Below are 16,567 nucleotides of genomic sequence, written 5' to 3'. Positions count from 1 at the left end.
GTCGTCGGCCGGGCCCGGTCGCCGGGACCGAGCCCGGTCGCCGGGGCCGGGGCCGGGGCCGGTTCAGCAGGCGAGCACCACCTGGGTCTCCTGCCGGCGCCGGGCGGCCAGGTCGGCGAGCAGGGCGGGGCCCTCGTCGAACGGCACGACCGCCGAGACCAGGTGCCGGGCCACGAGGTCGCCGTACGCCCGGAGCAGTGCCAGCGTCTCGCCGGAGAGCCGCTCGCGGTCCCAGGCCGGGGCCAGGCCGCGCGGCACCCGGCCGATCTGCGCGCACCGCAGCCCGAGCCCGTTGTGGTGGAACTCCTCGCCGAGCCGTACCTCCTCGGCGCCGGACTGGTAGAAGGCCAGGTCGATGACGGTTGCCTGGGGGCGGAGCAGGCGCAGGGCGAGGCGCAGCGCGCTCGCCTGCCCCCGGCACTGGAACACCACGTCCGCCCCGCGATCTCCCGGCGCGTGCGCCCACCGGGTCTTGAGCAGCACCGCCGGGTCACCGTCGCCGGGGTCGAGCGGTTCCAGGCCGAGCGCGGCGGCGACCGCCCGCCGACCCGGGGTCGGGTCGACGACAACCACCGACGCGGCGCCGTGGTGACGGGCGAGCAGCCCGGTCAGCAGGCCGACCACGCCCGCTCCGGTGACCGCGACCCGGCGGCCGCGTACCCCGTCGCCGACCGAGCGGACGGCCGGGCCGTACAGGTCGGCGGCGGCGTGCAGCAGGCCGTTCACGCAGATCGGGCCCATGTGCGCGACGAAGACGCCGAGCATCGGGTCGAGTTCGGGTGGCATCGGTACGAACCGGTCGACCAGCGGGTCGGCCAGGTAACCGGTGCGGTGGCCGTACGCCATCGCACCGATCGTGCCCTCGGCGACCGCCGGGGTCCGGCTCCGGGTCACCTGGCCGACCTCCATGTAACCGAGCCGGGTCACCGGGTACGGCGCCACCGGTTCGCCGGGTTCGAAGAGGGCGAGGTCGGCGTCCCAGCCCGTGTTCAGGTAGGGGTTGCTGCCCTTGACGTAGCTCAGTTCGGTGCCGGTGGAGATGCCGGAGTAGAGGGTCCGGACCCGGAAGGTGCCGGGTCGCAGGGGCTCGGCCGGTTCCTCGCGTACGGTCACCTCGCCCGGTCCGGTGACCGTCAGCACCCGCTCGGGCGGCGCGCCCGGGTCGGCGTCGCGGGTGGCGACCGTCGTGGTCGCCCCGAGCCGGCGCTCAGGCATCGAGTCCGAACCCGGTACGGGTGCTGCGGGTCGCGGTGGCGAGCGCCTCCACCGCCGGGGCGAGCCGTACGGTCCGGCCGGTGGCGGCGGAGCGGGCCACCGCCAGGGCCAGCCGGTGGGTACGCAACGCCTCCGGGTACGGCACCCGGATGTCGTCGCCGAGGCCGCGCACCGCGTCGACAAAGGCCCGGTCCACCGCGATCCGGGCCGCCTCCGGGTCGGCCGGCGTCAGCCCTCCCCCGTTCGCGTCCCGCCAGGTCAGACCCTGTTCGTCCAGGGTCAGCACCAGCCCGTCGGCGACCACCTCGACGCCGGCCCGGTGCTTCCAGTCCAGGGTGCTGGAGCAGGCCAGGGTGCCGACCGCGCCGCTGGCGAACCGCATGCCGGCCGTGGTGACCGAGTCGATGTCGGCGCCGTCGACCGGCGGTGGAGCGCCGTCGCCGTACGCGCTGACCTCGATCACCTCTCCGGCCAGCACCCGGATCAGGTCGAGCACGTGGACCGCCTGCTCGACCACCGGGCCGCCGGAGAGTTCGCGTCGCGCCCACCAGGACACCGGCGGTACCCGGTCCAGCCAGGCGCCGCCGATCATCCGTACCGGCCGGTCGGCGAGCAGTTCGCGCGCCCGGTCGAGGACGGGCAGATACCGCCAGTGGTGGCCGACCGCGGTCGGTACCCCCCGTCCGGCCACGAGGGCGGCGATCCGCTCGGCGGTGGCCAGGTCGGCCGCCACCGGCTTCTCCACGAACATCGGCAGTCCGGCGGCGATCACGGACTCCTCGGCCGGGCCGTGCGCGAACGGCGGGACGCAGACGTACACGGCGTCCAGGCCCGCGTCGAGCAGGGTGGCGACATCCGGGTACGCGGGGGCCTCGTGCTGGTCGGCGAGGCGTCGACAGGCGTCGGGCAGCACGTCGGTCACCCCGACCAGCCGTACGTCGGAGAAGCCCGCCAGGACCCGCGCGTGTCGGGCCGCGACGCCTCCCGCCCCGATCAGCCCGATCCGGCAAGCGCCCATCAGCGGACCTCCGCTCACGCCTCAGTGACATCATCGGACACCGGCTGCCACGGCGGCTGCGACATCAAACGTTCATCGGGACGAGACAGGAAATAACAGAACTACGTGATCAATATGTTAGGACGGCGTCGGTTAGTCGGGTCCCGGTACGGGAAATCCACCGGCGCTTCCGCTTCAACCGACGCTTCCGCTTCAACCGACCGCGACCTGGGGGTGGGCCTGTGCGGCACTCGCAAACGACCGTCTCACCCGTAGTGGAGGCATGGTCCACGTACCGCACCGGCTCGGCCAGACAGTGGCCGGCGCAGGTGCTGGTGCGCGCCAAGGGCGACACCACGGTGAGCGTGGTGATCCCGGCCTTCGACGAGGAGGCGACCGTGGGCGCGATCGTCGCGACCATCCGCGAGTACCTGGTCGACCGGATCGCGCTGGTCGACGAGGTGATCGTGGTCGACTCCCGGTCCAGCGACCGGACCGCCGCCGTGGCCTCGGCCGCCGGTGCGCGGGTGGTGAGCCAGGACGAGGTCACCCGGGGCCTGCCCCGGTTGGAGGGCAAGGGTGACGCGCTCTGGGCCGGGCTCGCCGCGGCGACCGGTGACGTCGTCGCCTTCGTCGACGCCGACCTGCGCGAGTTCCGGCCGCACTTCGTCACCGGACTGCTCGGACCGCTGCTCAGCGATCCGTCGGTCGCCTTCGTCAAGGGGTTCTACCACCGCCCGCTGGTCGAGGCGGGCTCGGTGGAACCCGACGGCGGTGGGCGGGTCACCGAGCTGATGGCCCGGCCGCTGTTCAACCTCTTCTGGCCGGAACTGGCCGGCTTCGTACAGCCACTCGCCGGTGAGTACGCCGGTCGTCGTACGGTGCTGGAGCGGGTGCCGTTTGTCTCCGGGTACGGGGTGGAGACGGCGCTGCTGATCGACCTGCTGGACCTGGTCGGGCTGGACGCGTTGGCCCAGGTGGACCTGGGCGAACGGCTGCACCGGCACCAGGACACCGCCGCGCTGGGCCGGATGTCGGCGCAGATCATGCTGACCGCCTGGTCACGGCTGTACCGGCAGGGTCTGGTGGTGTCGAAGACGCCACCGGCGACACTGCTCACCCAGTTCCGCCGGGGCGGTGCCGGTGCCCTGCCGAACCTGGAACGGGAGATCGTGGTCACCGACGTCTCGGTGCAGGAACGGCCACCGCTGGTGCAGCTCCGCGAGGTGACCCGGCGGTGGCGCAGCGAGGCGGTCTCGCCTTGACCGGCGCGGCCCGGTTGACCGTGCTGATGAACGCCGGGCCGTGGCTGTCGGTGCCGCCACCCGGCTACGGCGGCATCGAGAACGTGGTCGCCACGCTCGTACCCGAGTTGCGCCGGCTCGGCGTCCGGGTGGTGCTGGCCTCGGTCGCCGCCAGCACCCTCGAGGTGGACGAGCGGATGTCGGTCTTCGACGACGGGCAGTTCCACGCGTTGCAGCGGCCGTACAACCAGGTCTGCGGGATAGCCCAGGCGCACCTGGGCGGGGTGGTCCGGGCGCTGCGGGCCCGCGAGGACATCGACCTGGTGCACGACCACGTCGAGGCGGTCGGGCTGGCGACCCTGGCCGCGATGGGTCCGGACGGTCCGCCGGTGCTGCACACCCTGCACTGGGACCTGGGCAAGCACCCGGACCTCTACGGGCACCTCGACGGGGGCGACCGGGTCCGGGTGAACGGCGTCTCGGTGGCGCAGTTGGCCCGTGCGCCCGAGGCGCTGCGGGCACACTCGGTAGGTCACGTGCACCTGGCGACCCCGCTGGCGGTCGACGCGCACCGGCGAGCGCCGGTGGAACGGGGCGACCACGTGGTGATCCTCGGCCGGATCAACCCGGGCAAGGGGCAGGACGTCGGCGCGCGACTGGCCCAGCGGGCCGGGTTCCGGCTGGTGCTGGCCGGGCCGGTCGGGCCGTACCACCGGCCGGAGGACCTGGCCGCCGCCGGTGACCAGGCACGACAGAACCCGGACGTACGGTTCTGGTACGAACGCGTGGCGCCGCACGTCGACGGTGACCGGGTGCGCTGGGTCGGTACGGTCGCCGGCCGGGACCGCGACGACCTGGTGGCCGGTGCCCGCGCGACGCTCTTCCCGTTGCGGTGGGAGGAACCGGGCGGCACGGCGGTGGTGGAGTCGCTGGCCCTCGGCACGCCGGTGGTGGCGACCGCGCGCGGGTGCCTGCCCGAGCTGATCTCGCACGGGCGTACCGGCCTGCTCGCCGGGGACGAGGAGGAGTTGGCCGACCTGCTGGTGGCGGCCAGCCTGATCGAGCCCGACGAGTGTCGGCGGGAGGCGGCCAGCCGGTTCACCCCGGAGGTGATGGCGCGGCGCTACGTCGAGCTGTACGACCAGGTCCGCCAGCTCTCCGCGCCGGTGCTCAAGCTGGCCTGACCGGTTGCCGACTCCCCCGCCCCCGGCGGGCCGCGCCGCCCGGTGACGCCCCGGCGGGTTACCCCGGGAGGTTTGTCCGCTGCCGGACCGGGCATCCGGCCGACCGGCGGAGGAGGTACGGCATGACCGGAATGTCCCGTACCGGGGGCGGTGGCGGAACCGGACCGGGTCCGAGATCCCCCCGACCGGCCCTGGTCCGGGTCGCGGCGGCCACGGTCGGGGCGGTGTTCCTGCTGATCGGCATCCTGGGCTTCATCCCCGGCGTGACCACCGGGTACGACCGCCTCGGTTTCGCCGGACACGCCTCCGGCGCCCAGTTGTTCGGGGTCTTCCAGGTGTCGGTGCTGCACAACCTCGTACACCTGGGGTTCGGCCTGGCCGGGCTGGCGCTGGCCCGGACCATCGCGGGCGCCCGGCTGTTCCTGGTCGGCGGCGGCACCGTCTACCTGCTGCTCGCGCTGTACGGCCTGGTGATCGTGCACGAGAGCGCGGCGAACTTCCTGCCGCTGGACCAGGCCGACGACTGGCTGCACCTCGGCCTCGGGCTCGGCATGATCGGGCTGGGACTGCTCACCACCCGCGCCCCGGTCGAACCCTGACCTCGTCCCGAACGCCGCCTCGACCCGAACCCTGACCTCGTCCCGAACGCTGACCTCGTCCCGGTCCCCGGCCTCGGTGTGGCCTGGATGGCGGCAACCGCCGGATCGCGCCCCGAAGGCGGCATCGCGTGCCGAGGGTCCGAACCGGCCCACCCGGTGGGTCCCGCCCCAGTACGCCGAAATTTCCTGACCTGCCGGGTTTCGGCCTTCACAGACCGGGTAGCCACGCCCGTCCTTTCTGTGTCGTGACGGGGTGAGCGAGATGGCGGAACGGGTCACCACCGAGCCCGAGCGTGAACGAGGCCCGATCGTGCTGGCGCCGGCGCGCTTCGGCGGCTATCCGGGACCGATCCGGCAGTCGATCCGCGGCAGCCATGTGATCAAGCTGCTCGGCAGCACCGACGCGAAACAGATCGGGCTGCTCTACCTGGTCACCTCGTTCGGCTTCTTCATCGTCGGCGGCGTGATGGCGATGCTGATCCGGGCCGAACTCGGCCGGCCCGGGTTGCAGTTCCTCTCGAACGAGCAGTACAACCAGCTCTTCACCATGCACGGCACGATCATGCTGCTGCTCTTCGCGACGCCGCTGGTCTTCGCGTTCGGCAACTACATCGTGCCGTTGCAGATCGGCGCGCCGGACGTCTCCTTCCCCCGGCTCAACGCGTTCGCCTACTGGCTCTACCTGCTCGGCGGCTCGCTCGTGGTGGCCGGGTTCTTTGTCCCGGACGGGGCGGCCGACTTCGGCTGGACCGCGTACACCCCGCTGAGCCGGGCGCAGCACAGCCCGGGGATCGGGCCGGACATGTGGGTGATCGGCCTGGTGATCTCGGGCCTGGGCACGATCCTCGGCGCGGTCAACATGATCACCACGATCATCACCCTGCGCGCGCCGGGCATGACCATGTTCCGGATGCCGATCTTCACCTGGAACGTCCTGCTGACCGCCGTACTGGTGATCCTGGTCTTCCCGCTGCTGGCCGCCGCGCTGCTGGCGCTCTACGCCGACCGCCGGGTGGACGCCCACGTGTACGACTCGGCGACCGGCGGCCCACTGCTGTGGCAGCACCTGTTCTGGTTCTTCGGCCATCCCGAGGTCTACATCGTCGCGCTGCCGTTCTTCGGCATCATCACCGAGATCATCCCGGTCTTCGCCCGCAAGCCGATCTTCGGGTACAAGGGCATCGTCTTCGCCACGATCGCCATCACCGTGCTGTCGATGACCGTCTGGGCCCACCACATGTTCGGCACCGGGCAGGTGCTGCTGCCCTTCTTCAGCATCCTGAGTTATCTGATCGCGGTGCCGACCGGGGTGAAGTTCTTCAACTGGATCGGCACCATGTGGAAGGGCCAGATCACCTTCGAGACCCCGATGCTGTTCGCCATCGGCTTCCTGGTGACCTTCCTGTTCGGCGGCCTCACCGGGGTACTGCTGGCCAGCCCGCCGGTCGACTGGCACGTCACGGACACCTACTTCGTGGTGGCCCACTTCCACTACGTGCTGTTCGGCACCATCGTGTTCGCCGCGTTCGGCGGGGTCTACTTCTGGTTCCCCAAGATGACCGGGCGGATGCTCGACGAGCGGCTGGGCAAGCTGCACTTCTGGACCATGTTCACCGGCTTCCACGGCACCTTCCTGGTCCAGCACTGGCTGGGCAACGAGGGCTTCCCCCGGCGGTACGCCGACTACCTGCCCACCGACGGCTTCACCGTGCTGAACATGGTCTCCTCGATCAGCTCGTTCGTGCTCGGCTTCTCGACGCTGTTCATCATCTACAACCTCTGGAAGTCGTACCGGTTCGGCCGGTTGGTCACCGTCGACGACCCGTGGGGCTTCGGCAACTCGTTGGAGTGGGCGACCAGTTGTCCGCCGCCGCTGCGCAACTTCGACCGGATGCCCAGGATCCGCTCGGAGCGTCCCGCCTTCGACGCCAAGTACGGCCCGCTCGTCGCGGACCTCGGCCGGGACCTGCCGCAGCGCTCGACCAAGCCACCACAGGACATCGCCTCGGAGTTGCACGCCGAGGAGCACCACGAGTCGGAGCGGTCGAGCCCCGGTGGCGCGTACGGCCCCCGGGAGGCCACCCGCTGGCAGCCGGACCCGCGCTCCGGCGCCCGGCCGATCGAGGTGCCGGAGCCGGCCGAGGTACGCCGTCCGAGCTTCGAGCCGAGCGCGCCGGACGTGCACCTCGACGCCGACCGGGGCGGCCCGAGCAGCGAGCGCTGGCGTACCGGCCAGCGGCCCGAGGACGACGACGAGGCGGGGCATCGTGACCAGGAGGAATGAGCCGGCCGTGCGGCGGGGCCGGCAGCGGTACGGGCTACTCGTGCAGCGGGGCCAGTCCGGCGGTGGCGAGCGAGTGCCGTACGCCGGGCTGGGCCCGGGTGAGCTTCAGCGCGACCCCGCTGCGGGCGGCCGCGTCCCGTCCGGCGATCAACGCCGCTACGCCGCCGTGTTCCAACTGCCCGACGTCGGCCAGGTCGACCACCACCTCGACGGGTTGGCCGCTGCTCACCGCCTCGACCACGGCACGGCGCAACTGGTCGCTGGTGTCCCGGTCGAGCTCACCGCCGACCGCGATCACCGTACGGTCACCGGCCTGCCGTACGGAGAGCCGGCTCTCCGGTGCGTCCGGGTCGGTGCCGCCGGCCTGCCACGGTGCCGGCGCGTCGGCGAGCATGGCCTGACGCAGCCAGGTGAGCGCGCGGGAGAGGAGTCGGGAGACGTGCATCTGGGAGATGCCGAACCGGGCGGCGATCTCGGCCTGGGTCTGGTTGCCGTAGAAGCGCATGGCGAGGATCCGCCGCTCCCGCCAGGGCAGCCGGCCGAGCAGTCCGCTGACGGTCACCCGGTCGTCGACCGACTCCAGGTCGGCGTCGGACTCCCCGACCAGGTCACCGAACTCGGCCGAACTCTCCCCGCCGACCGGTGCGTTGAGCGAGGCCGGGCTGTAGCCGGCGGCCGACTCGAGCGCCGCGAGGATCTCGTCCTGCGGGGTGTCGAGGCGCTCGGCGAGTTCGGCCACCGTGGGGGCCCGGGACAGTTCGCTGGTCAGCGCGGCCGTCGCCTGACCCACTTCGAGGATCAGGTCGCGCAGCCGGCGCGGTACGTGTACGCCCCAGGTGCGGTCCCGGAAGTGCCGTTTGATCTCGCCGACGATGGTGATCGCGGCGTACGCGGTGAACGAGCCGCGTTCGGGGTCGTACCGGTCGACGGCGTTGACCAGACCGAGCCGGGCGACCTGTTCGAGGTCCTCCAGCGGTTCGCCCCGCCCCCGGTAGCGGCGGGCCAGCCGGCCGGCGAACGGCAGGGCGAACCGGACCAGGTCGTCCCTGGCCTCCTGCCGGCGCTCGTCCGGCAGGCCCTCGATCCGCGCCGCGTACGCCAGCGCCGCCGCGTCGAGGTCCTCCAGCCCCCGCTCGCTCGCCGGGGTCGTCGTGGTGCCCGTACCCGTGGTCGTGGTCGTGCCGATCTGTCCGAACATCCGCGCCTCCCTCAGGAAGGTCCCCCACCCGGATTTACGGAACCGGTCAGTGGCGACCTCGCCACGACGAACCGGACCGGAGCGTGACGACCCGACCGGAACAGCCCATGAGCGCACGCAAATTTTCGTAGCGCAGCGCAGTTAACCGGTTACGGTCAGCGACGTTCCCGCTCTGTAGGTACTCAATCACGGCACCGGACTTTCGCGGGATGTTTTGCCGGTGCACCCCCTCGACGGACCGGGCGGACGCTCAGCAGACGAGCAGACCGTGCGCGGTGCCACTGGCACGCAGCCCCGCCAGGGCGTCCAGCACGCCGAGCGGCGCGGGCGGCGGCAGGTCGTACGGCTGCCCGCGCAGCACCTCGGTGGCGTGCCGGGTCGGCACGGAGGTGACCGGGTAACCCCGGGCCGCGATTCGGTCCAGGGCCCGACGACGACGCCCGAACGAGGCCACCGCCAGCCACTGCGGCAAACCGGCCAGGGCCGGCGACCGCATTCCCGGCGGTTCGGGCAGTACGTCCACCGAGCTGAACGGGGCGCTGCCGGCCAGCCACCACTCGGCGCCCTCCACCCGGCGACTGGTGGCGTTCTCGCACCAGTAGGGCACCAGACCGGCCCGGACCACCTGCCACGGGTCGATCAGCCGCCCGCACTCCACCACACACCGGTCCCCGGTCTTGCCGGCGGCCCGCAGCCAGCCCCGGTACACGTCCGCGGTCGCCGCGCTCAGTGCCTCCGGCTCGGCGAACAGCACCCGGTGCACCGCACTGCCCGCGTCCCGGGCCCAGTCCAGCAGGCTCTGCTCCAGGCCGGGCTCGATGCCGTGCTCGGCGTACCCCTGCGGACCGGCCGGCGCGGGCGGGTCCCACCGCCGCGGATCGCCACCGGTGGCGCGCAGGACCTGGTCCAGCGGCTCGCCGGGGACCCGGAAATCGGCCGGGGTGAGCCCGCTGCCCGGACTGCCGAGCTGGAAGGCGTGGCCCTGGCCCTGGTCCGCCACCGGCCAGGTCCGCACGTCCCGGATCAACAGCACCGGCGCGCCCGGGGCCAGCCGCTCGTCCAGGAAGTGCCGGTACGCCTCCGGCAACCGCCGCCAGCGCAGCACCAGCGAGACGGTCGAACCGGCGAGCACCCCCCGCGCGGCCGGATCGTGGACCTGCCGGACCCGGATCGCCGGATTCGCCGCGAGCAACCGTTGCGCCACCTGCTCGCCGTACGCGAACGAGCCGGCCAGGTTGTCGACCGCGCCCTCGGGCCACTGCACCCCGACCTCGAACCCGGCCGGCAGCCACGGCATGCCCAGCGCGGTCGCCAGGTGCACCGCCGCGCCACTCGGCGAGCCGAGCACCAGCCCCGGATACTGTCCCGGCGGGTAGTGGTCCACCATCCAGCGGGCCACCCACTCGGCGTCGACCTGGCCCACCTGGCGCACCGGCAGGGCGGCCCGGCCTCCGGCCCGCGCCACCGCGGCCCGCCGTACCGACTCCGGGGTGCCCGGGAAGCGGGCCAGCATCGGCTGGTAACCGAGGTCGGCGCAGTCCTCGCCGCGCAGCGCGCGGGCGGCCGCGGCGAGCAGCACCCGGGCCGGGCTGTCCAGCGCGACGATCCGTCGCGGTCCGGGGACGTCGGGCCCGCTCGCGGTCACTGACTCCTGTATCTCCCGCACCGGACCCGCCCTTCTTCGTCCACTTGCCACACGCCGGGCTTCCCGTCCGGATCGGGTTCAAACGACCTTTCCGCGACGACCGGTCAGATCAGGTCGTCCTCGTCACCGCCGGCCCGTTCCCGGACCAGTTCGGACCGGGAGCGGCTGGCCACCTCGGCACCGTCGGCCCGGTCCTCGAAGAGCCCGCGCAGGTCGGCGAAGGGCCGGTCGGGTGGCGACAGCGGCACCGACGCGTCCACCACCGCCTCGATCAGGGTCGGGCGGTCGGCCGAGAGCGCCTCGTCCCAGGCGGCACCGACCATCTCCGGCCGGTCGACCCGGAGCCCGTGCATGCCGAGCAGCCGGGACCACCCCGCGTACGGGACGTCGGGCAGGCGCTGGGCCTCGGGGAGCGAGACCTGTCCCGACTCCCGCTGGCTGAGACTGAGCCCGGCCTGGTCCCGGTTGTTGAGCACCAGCAGGACAAACCGGGGATCCGGCCAGTCGTGCCAGCGGTTCGCCACCGTGACCAACTCGGAGAGGCCGTTCATCTGCATCGCGCCGTCCCCGGCGAGGGCGATCACCGGCTGGTCCGGCCTGGCCAGCTTCGCCGCGATGGCGTACGGCAGGGCGGTGCCCATGGCGCCGAACGTGCCGGAGAGGTGGGCCGGCACACCCGGCGGCAGTTGCACGTGGCGGGCGTACCAGTAGGTCACCGAACCGACGTCGACCGCGACCGCGCTGTTCCACGGCAACCGGGGCGACAGCTCGCGCAACACGTGCTGCGGGTTCATCGGCTCGGCCGGCGCGTCGGCCCGCTCCGTGGCATCGGTCCACCAGCGGTCGAACGACGTCTCCACCAGGCTGCGCCACTCCCGGTTCGCCCGCTGCGGCACCCGGGGCAGCAGCGCCCGCAGGGTCTCGACCGCGTCACCGATCAGCGGCACGTCCACCGGGTAGCGGGTGGCCATCCGCCGGCCGTCGATGTCGATCTGGATCGTGGCGGCCTGGCCGGGCATCGGGTAGTAGTCGGTCCACGGGCCGTTCGTGCCGACCATCAGCAGGGTGTCGCAACCGCCCAGGAGCTGGGCGCTGGCGGTGGTGCCGACGTGCCCCATCACGCCGGTGTGGAACGGCAGCCGCTCGTCGAGCACCGGCTTGCCGAGCAACGAGGTGGTGATGCCGGCCCCGATCCGGTCGGCCAGCGCGACGATCTCGTCGGCGGCGCCGTAGGCGCCCTGGCCGACCAGGATCGCGACCCGCCGCCCGGCGCCGAGCAGTTGCGCCGCCGCGTTGAGGTCCGACTCGTGCGGCGACACCCGCGCCGGGGGCAGTCCCGGCGCCATCGAGTACACCCCGTCCGACCGGGGTGATTCGGGTACGCCGGCCGCCTGCAACGCCTGCGGCACGACCACGCAGGTCGGGCTCCGGGTGGCGACCGCGGTCCGGAACGCCCGGTCGACCAGGGACGGCACCTCCTCGGCGGTGCCGGCGACCCGGACGAACTCACCGCAGACGTCGCTGAGCAGCCGGGTCAGTTCGATCTCCCGGTACGCGACGCCGAGCGGGGTGTCGAGTCGCTGGCCGACGATCGCGACCATCGGCCTGCCGTCGAGCCTCGCGTCGTAGAGCCCGGCCAGCAGGTGCACCACCCCCGGGCCCTGGGCGGCCAGGCAGACCCCCACCCCGCCGGTGTACTTGGCGTGGCCGGCGGCCATGAAGCCGGCGGTCTCCTCGTGCCGGGCCTGCACGAAGGTCGGCTCGCCGCCGGCCCGGCGCAGGGCCGCGACGATCGGCTCGACGCCGTCGGCGGAGGCGCCGAAGACCCGTGGCACGTGCCAGGCCCGTAGCCGTTCGACCAACAAATCGGCCACGAGCCGGGTGGACTCAGCCATGTTCGCGTCCCGGCGTGCTCGCGTCGGCGTAGCGCAGGATCGCGCCCACCCCGTCGGGCAGCTCCGGCGCCTCGTCCGGCCCGAGCACGGTCAGCCCCGCGTCGGTCCCGACCAGCGCCCGGACCAGGGCGGCGTCGGCCCGTACCTGGCGCGGTCGGGCCACCGACATCTCGGTGAGCTGCTCCGCCGTGGTGGCGATCTCGGTCGGCTGCTCGCCGATCCACAACTGTTCGGTGGAGGAGGCGTCGTCGACCAGCAACATGGTCTCGACCTGACCGCGCTGCAACGCGGTCACCACCGCGTCGAGCCCGTTGCCGATCTGCTCCTGCATGCCGAACTTGTCCAGGGTGGCGTCGGCGTGCGCGGTGGCGACCTCGGCGATGGCCTGCACGGTGACGTCGTCGAGGGCCGCGTTGTCGGTGCCGCCGGCCCGGAAGCCGGCGTCGGTCTGCACCACCCGGTCCTGCCAGCGGGCCGGCAGTTGGGCGGCGAGCATCTGGCGGGCCTGGGTGTCGCCGGCCACCACCACGACCTCGGCGCCGACCAGGTCGGCCAGTTCGGCGGTGGCGGAGGCGGCGTCGCCGGCGTTGCGCTTCCACGCCGTCATGGCCGCCCGTTGGAAGTTGCCCTGGGACCAGGCACCCGGCTTGACCCGGCGGACCGGGAAGCTGTTCCCGCCGCCGACCTCGGCCTTGCGGGCCACGCCACCGGCGCTCACCCCGTCCACGCTGGCACCGGTCCGGTCGGCCAGTACGCGCACCCAGGGAACCTGTTCGCCCCGCTGGGCCAGGAGCGGCATGGTGTGGGCGATCGGTCCGTTGGCCGCCAGGTCCTTCAACGGCGGGGCGGACAGGTACTCGGTGAGCACCACCTCGCCGTCGTTGGCGAAGACGGCGATCCCGTAGTCGCCGGCCATCGGGTCGTGTCCGCGTACGACGCTGTCGAGCGCGGCGACGGTCGCCGGATCGGCCTGCTGCTCGGCCAGCCGCTCGCGCAGCGCGCGCCAGCGCAGGTCGAGTGCGGGACGGGCGTCCTGGCTGTCGCGGGAGGCATCCAGGTAGACCGAGGCCCACGGTCCAGGTCGGGCGTAGATCGGGCGCAGGAAGGACAGCTCCATGATCGATCGACCCCTCTCCAACTCGCCCCCCGCATACCCGCGCGACCCGGCTTGTCACCTCGGCGGTCGCCGACGGGCGGCCGTGAGGGCGATTCACTCATTCCGCTCAGCCGTAGCCGTCGATACAATGCGTGAACCAAAGCGGACTCTCGGTGGTGAACATGGACAGCGAGCTCTATCCCGAGCGCGTGGCGTACCGACGTGGCCCGATCGTCACCGGTCGGGTCATTCGACTGCTGGACGGCTATTCACGCGAGATGCGGGTACAGCGCCCGATCGTCGTCGCGGTGCTCGCCACCGCCGGGGTCGCCCGGATGGTGCTGCTGGTGATCGCGTCGGTGTTCCGGACCGGCGCCGGCACCGGCGCGCGACGGCGTTGGAAGGACCTGCGCAAGGGGCCGGAATTCCTGGTCACACCGCTCCGGCTGCGCGACAGCGAGGGCGTGCTCTGCGAGATGGAGATCCACGGCCACCTCCCGCAGAGCGCGATCGAACCGGCGGACCACATCCAGGTCACCATCCGACCGCAGAAGGACCCCCAGTTGGCACCCCGGGTCGAGCGGATCGTGAACCTGACCACCGCCCAACTGCTCACCCCGCGCCCGCCGACGGTCTGGTCCCACCTGGGGCCGGCACTGCTGCTCCAGGCGATCCTGGGGCTGCTGGTGATCGGGGTCGTCGCCGCCTGCACCGTGGTCGGCGGCTGAGCGCCGCCGTCAGGCCACCGGCACCGGGTCGCGGGCCGGCTCGGTCTCGGCGAGCAGACCGCGACGGCGCGCCCACCGCTCGAAGAACAGGGTGGCCAGTGGCGGCACCGAGCAGGCCAGCGCGACCAGGGTCACCCCCCAGCTCCACCGACCCAGCCGGCTGAGCAGCAGGACCAGCCCGACGTACGCGACAAAGAGGCCGCCGTGGATCGGGCCGAAGATCTGTACGCCGATCTCGTTGCCGGTCGGCCCGTACTTGAAGATCATCCCGGTCAGCAACGCCAACCAGGAGATCGCCTCCGCGATCGCGGCCACCACGAACAGTTTCTGCGCCGTACGCCGCATCGGCCCTCCTTCGGCTCCGACCCGTGATCGTACGCGAACCGACCGTCGCGCCTGCCGGGATGCCCGGCGAACCGACGGGTGGCGGGCATCCGCGGGTGCGTGTGGGCCGGAACCGGCTTGGGAACCATCGTGATCGAGCCTTCCCATGCGGCAGTGGTCGTGCGAGGTTGGAACAACTCGGAGTAGCTGGATGGTGACCTTATGGGTGAAGAGGTGGGACCGCGGGTTTTCACGCGGGAGGATCGCGCGCGCTACCGGGAGAAGATCCGGCACTGCCTGGACGTCTTCGCCGAGATGCTGCGCGAGTCCCGGTTCGAGGTGGACCGCCCGCTGACCGGCATGGAGATAGAGCTCAACCTGGTCGACGACCACGCTCTGCCGGCGATGCGCAACGCCGACGTGCTCACCGCGGTCGCCGATCCGCAGTTCCAGACCGAACTCGGACAGTTCAACGTCGAGATCAACGTGGCGCCGCGCCGGCTGGCCGGAACCGGCCCCGCCGAGTTCGAGCGGGACGTACGGGCGAGCCTCAACTCGGCGAACCTCAAAGCCCGTACGGTCGACACCCAACTCGTCATGATCGGCATCCTGCCGACCCTACGGGCGGACCACCTCACCGTCGACGCGCTCTCGGCCAACCCTCGCTACACGCTGCTCAACGAACAGATCTTCGCCGCCCGGGGGGAGAACCTGCCGATCCGGATCAGCGGGACCGAACGGTTGGAGACCACCGCCGACACCATCACCCCCGAGGCCGCCTGCACCAGCACCCAGTTCCACGTGCAGGTGAGCCCGGCCCAGTTCGCCGCCTACTGGAACGCCGCCCAGGCGATCGCCGGCATCCAGGTCGCGCTCGGCGCGAACGCGCCGTTCCTGTTCGGCCGGCACCTCTGGGCCGAGACCAGGATCCCGCTGTTCCAGCAGGCCACCGACACCCGGTCGGAGGAGATCAAGGCCCAGGGCGTACGCCCCCGGGTCTGGTTCGGCGAACGCTGGATCACCTCGGTCTTCGACCTGTTCGAGGAGAACGTCCGTTACTTCCCCGCACTGCTGCCGGTCTGCGACCCCGAACAGCCGGCCCGCACCCTCGCCAGCGGAGACACCCCCGCGCTGTCGGAGCTGCGGTTGCACAACGGCACCGTCTACCGCTGGAACCGCCCGGTGTACGACGTGGTCCGTGGCCGCCCGCACCTGCGGGTGGAGAACCGGGTGCTACCCGCCGGGCCGACCGTACTCGACACCGTCGCGAACGCCGCGTTCTACTTCGGGCTGGTCCGCAGCCTGGCCGAGTCCGACCGGCCGCTCTGGTCGCAGATGTCGTTCAGCGCCGCCGAGGAGAACTTCCACACCTGCGCCCGCCGGGGCATCGCCGCCCAGGTCTACTGGCCCGGGCTCGGTTACCTGCCGGTCGTCGAACTGGTGCTGCGCCGGCTGCTCCCGCTGGCCTCGGCCGGTCTGGACCGTTGGGGGGTGGCGCCGACCGAACGGGACCGGCTGCTCGGCGTGATCGAACAGCGCTGCCTGACCGGTCGCAACGGCGCCACCTGGCAGGTGGAGACCCTGTACGCGCTGGAGCGCGACCACTCACTGGACCGACCCGCCGCGCTGGCCGAGGTGCTCCGGCGCTACATCACGCTGATGCACAGCAACCAGCCGGTCCACGAATGGCCCCACCCCGGCTGAGCCGACACCACTGTGGAGGGGCCGGGAGGACGACCGGTCGCTCCGGCGGTGTCATCGGTCACCTTCGGGCCTTTCGGGATGCGGATCCGGCCCGAGTGGCCTTTCCTTGTATGCGGGGTCGAACGCCGCGCCGTGGCGGCGCCGCGATCCACCCGGCGATTCGGCCACTCCCTCTTCCTGTTCTGCCGGCACCGGCGCCGGCACGCCCACTCACGCCTGGACGGAGACGAATGTGACGACCCGACGGGTCGGCGAGCACCTCGCGAATGGCTCGGCAAGCTCGGACCTCACCTGCCGCCCCATCCCCACCTCGCGCGCCCAGCTCGGGGGCCCGACCGCCGCCGGCGGTCCGGCCGAGAGCCGGCAGCGGATTCTGATGCTCTCCTGGGAATACCCACCCGTCCTCGTCGGCGGACTCGGCCGCCACGTCCACGCCCTCTCCATCGCCCTCGCC

14 protein-coding genes are annotated in these 16,567 nt (G+C 72.4%); 7 read left to right on the top strand and 7 right to left on the bottom strand.

The features are described from left to right. Window positions 1-63 precede the first annotated feature (63 nt). Both ACI2K4_RS32970 and ACI2K4_RS32965 read right to left on the bottom strand, forming a co-directional pair. Window positions 64-1,215, bottom strand: coding sequence for a zinc-binding alcohol dehydrogenase (locus tag ACI2K4_RS32970; RefSeq protein WP_404517019.1), 1,152 nt, complete (start codon window positions 1,213-1,215; stop codon window positions 64-66). Continuing rightward, window positions 1,208-2,233 carry a Gfo/Idh/MocA family protein gene (locus tag ACI2K4_RS32965; RefSeq protein WP_404517017.1) on the bottom strand — a complete coding sequence of 342 codons (1,026 nt, stop codon included), beginning with the start codon at window positions 2,231-2,233 and terminating at the stop codon, window positions 1,208-1,210. Before ACI2K4_RS32965 ends, ACI2K4_RS32970 begins: the two co-directional genes overlap by 8 nt. Window positions 2,234-2,487: 254 nt before the next feature. On the opposite strand from ACI2K4_RS32965, the gene ACI2K4_RS32960 reads away from it, so the two are divergent. The 4 genes from ACI2K4_RS32960 (at window position 2,488) to ctaD (ending at window position 7,523) form a co-directional block, all read left to right on the top strand. Continuing rightward, window positions 2,488-3,477 carry a glucosyl-3-phosphoglycerate synthase gene (locus ACI2K4_RS32960; protein ID WP_404517016.1) on the top strand — a complete coding sequence of 330 codons (990 nt, stop codon included), beginning with the start codon at window positions 2,488-2,490 and terminating at the stop codon, window positions 3,475-3,477. Window positions 3,478-3,503: 26 nt separating this feature from the next. Next, the gene (locus tag ACI2K4_RS32955) at window positions 3,504-4,640 is read left to right on the top strand and encodes a glycosyltransferase (RefSeq protein WP_404517153.1); all 1,137 of its coding nucleotides are present in this window, start codon (window positions 3,504-3,506) and stop codon (window positions 4,638-4,640) included. A 131-nt stretch (window positions 4,641-4,771) separates the two neighbouring features. Further along, window positions 4,772-5,239, top strand: a complete 468-nt coding sequence (locus ACI2K4_RS32950; protein WP_404517152.1) for a DUF4383 domain-containing protein — start codon at window positions 4,772-4,774, stop codon at window positions 5,237-5,239. 262 nt (window positions 5,240-5,501) lie between these two features. Further along, entirely contained in the window at window positions 5,502-7,523 is a 2,022-nt protein-coding gene (ctaD, locus tag ACI2K4_RS32945; RefSeq protein WP_404517151.1) for a cytochrome c oxidase subunit I, read from the top strand. Between the two features lie 34 nt (window positions 7,524-7,557). Here ctaD and ACI2K4_RS32940 read toward each other — a convergent pair whose 3' ends face one another. The 4 genes from ACI2K4_RS32940 to ACI2K4_RS32925 form a co-directional block, all read right to left on the bottom strand. Then, on the bottom strand, window positions 7,558-8,721 hold the full coding sequence (locus ACI2K4_RS32940; RefSeq protein ID WP_404517014.1) for a SigB/SigF/SigG family RNA polymerase sigma factor: 1,164 nt from the start codon (window positions 8,719-8,721) through the stop codon (window positions 7,558-7,560). A 250-nt stretch (window positions 8,722-8,971) separates the two neighbouring features. After that, window positions 8,972-10,366 (bottom strand): hypothetical protein, encoded by a 1,395-nt coding sequence (locus ACI2K4_RS32935; protein ID WP_404517012.1) that lies wholly within the window; start codon window positions 10,364-10,366, stop codon window positions 8,972-8,974. 104 nt (window positions 10,367-10,470) lie between these two features. Beyond that, the gene (locus tag ACI2K4_RS32930; RefSeq protein WP_404517011.1) at window positions 10,471-12,261 is read right to left on the bottom strand and encodes a thiamine pyrophosphate-dependent enzyme; all 1,791 of its coding nucleotides are present in this window, start codon (window positions 12,259-12,261) and stop codon (window positions 10,471-10,473) included. Continuing rightward, window positions 12,254-13,378, bottom strand: coding sequence for a Vms1/Ankzf1 family peptidyl-tRNA hydrolase (locus tag ACI2K4_RS32925; RefSeq protein WP_404517010.1), 1,125 nt, complete (start codon window positions 13,376-13,378; stop codon window positions 12,254-12,256). The genes ACI2K4_RS32930 and ACI2K4_RS32925 overlap by 8 nt, the downstream gene beginning before the upstream one ends. Window positions 13,379-13,530: 152 nt before the next feature. Between ACI2K4_RS32925 and ACI2K4_RS32920 the strand changes: the two genes are divergently transcribed. Further along, entirely contained in the window at window positions 13,531-14,085 is a 555-nt protein-coding gene (locus ACI2K4_RS32920; protein WP_404517150.1) for a hypothetical protein, read from the top strand. 9 nt (window positions 14,086-14,094) lie between these two features. Here ACI2K4_RS32920 and ACI2K4_RS32915 read toward each other — a convergent pair whose 3' ends face one another. Then, on the bottom strand, window positions 14,095-14,430 hold the full coding sequence (locus ACI2K4_RS32915; RefSeq protein ID WP_404517008.1) for a DUF3817 domain-containing protein: 336 nt from the start codon (window positions 14,428-14,430) through the stop codon (window positions 14,095-14,097). A 201-nt stretch (window positions 14,431-14,631) separates the two neighbouring features. Between ACI2K4_RS32915 and ACI2K4_RS32910 the strand changes: the two genes are divergently transcribed. After that, on the top strand, window positions 14,632-16,113 hold the full coding sequence (locus tag ACI2K4_RS32910) for a glutamate--cysteine ligase (protein WP_404517007.1): 1,482 nt from the start codon (window positions 14,632-14,634) through the stop codon (window positions 16,111-16,113). A gap of 232 nt (window positions 16,114-16,345) precedes the next feature. Continuing rightward, window positions 16,346-16,567 (top strand): glycogen/starch synthase (locus ACI2K4_RS32905; protein ID WP_404517006.1); only part of this gene is annotated, 222 nt, incomplete at its 3' end.

It is taken from the genome of Micromonospora sp. NPDC050397, from assembly GCF_044901685.1.
Lineage (GTDB): Bacteria > Actinomycetota > Actinomycetes > Mycobacteriales > Micromonosporaceae > Micromonospora_G.
Note: the sequence above shows the minus strand (reverse complement) of the source record. Positions and strands in the feature narration are given on the sequence as shown.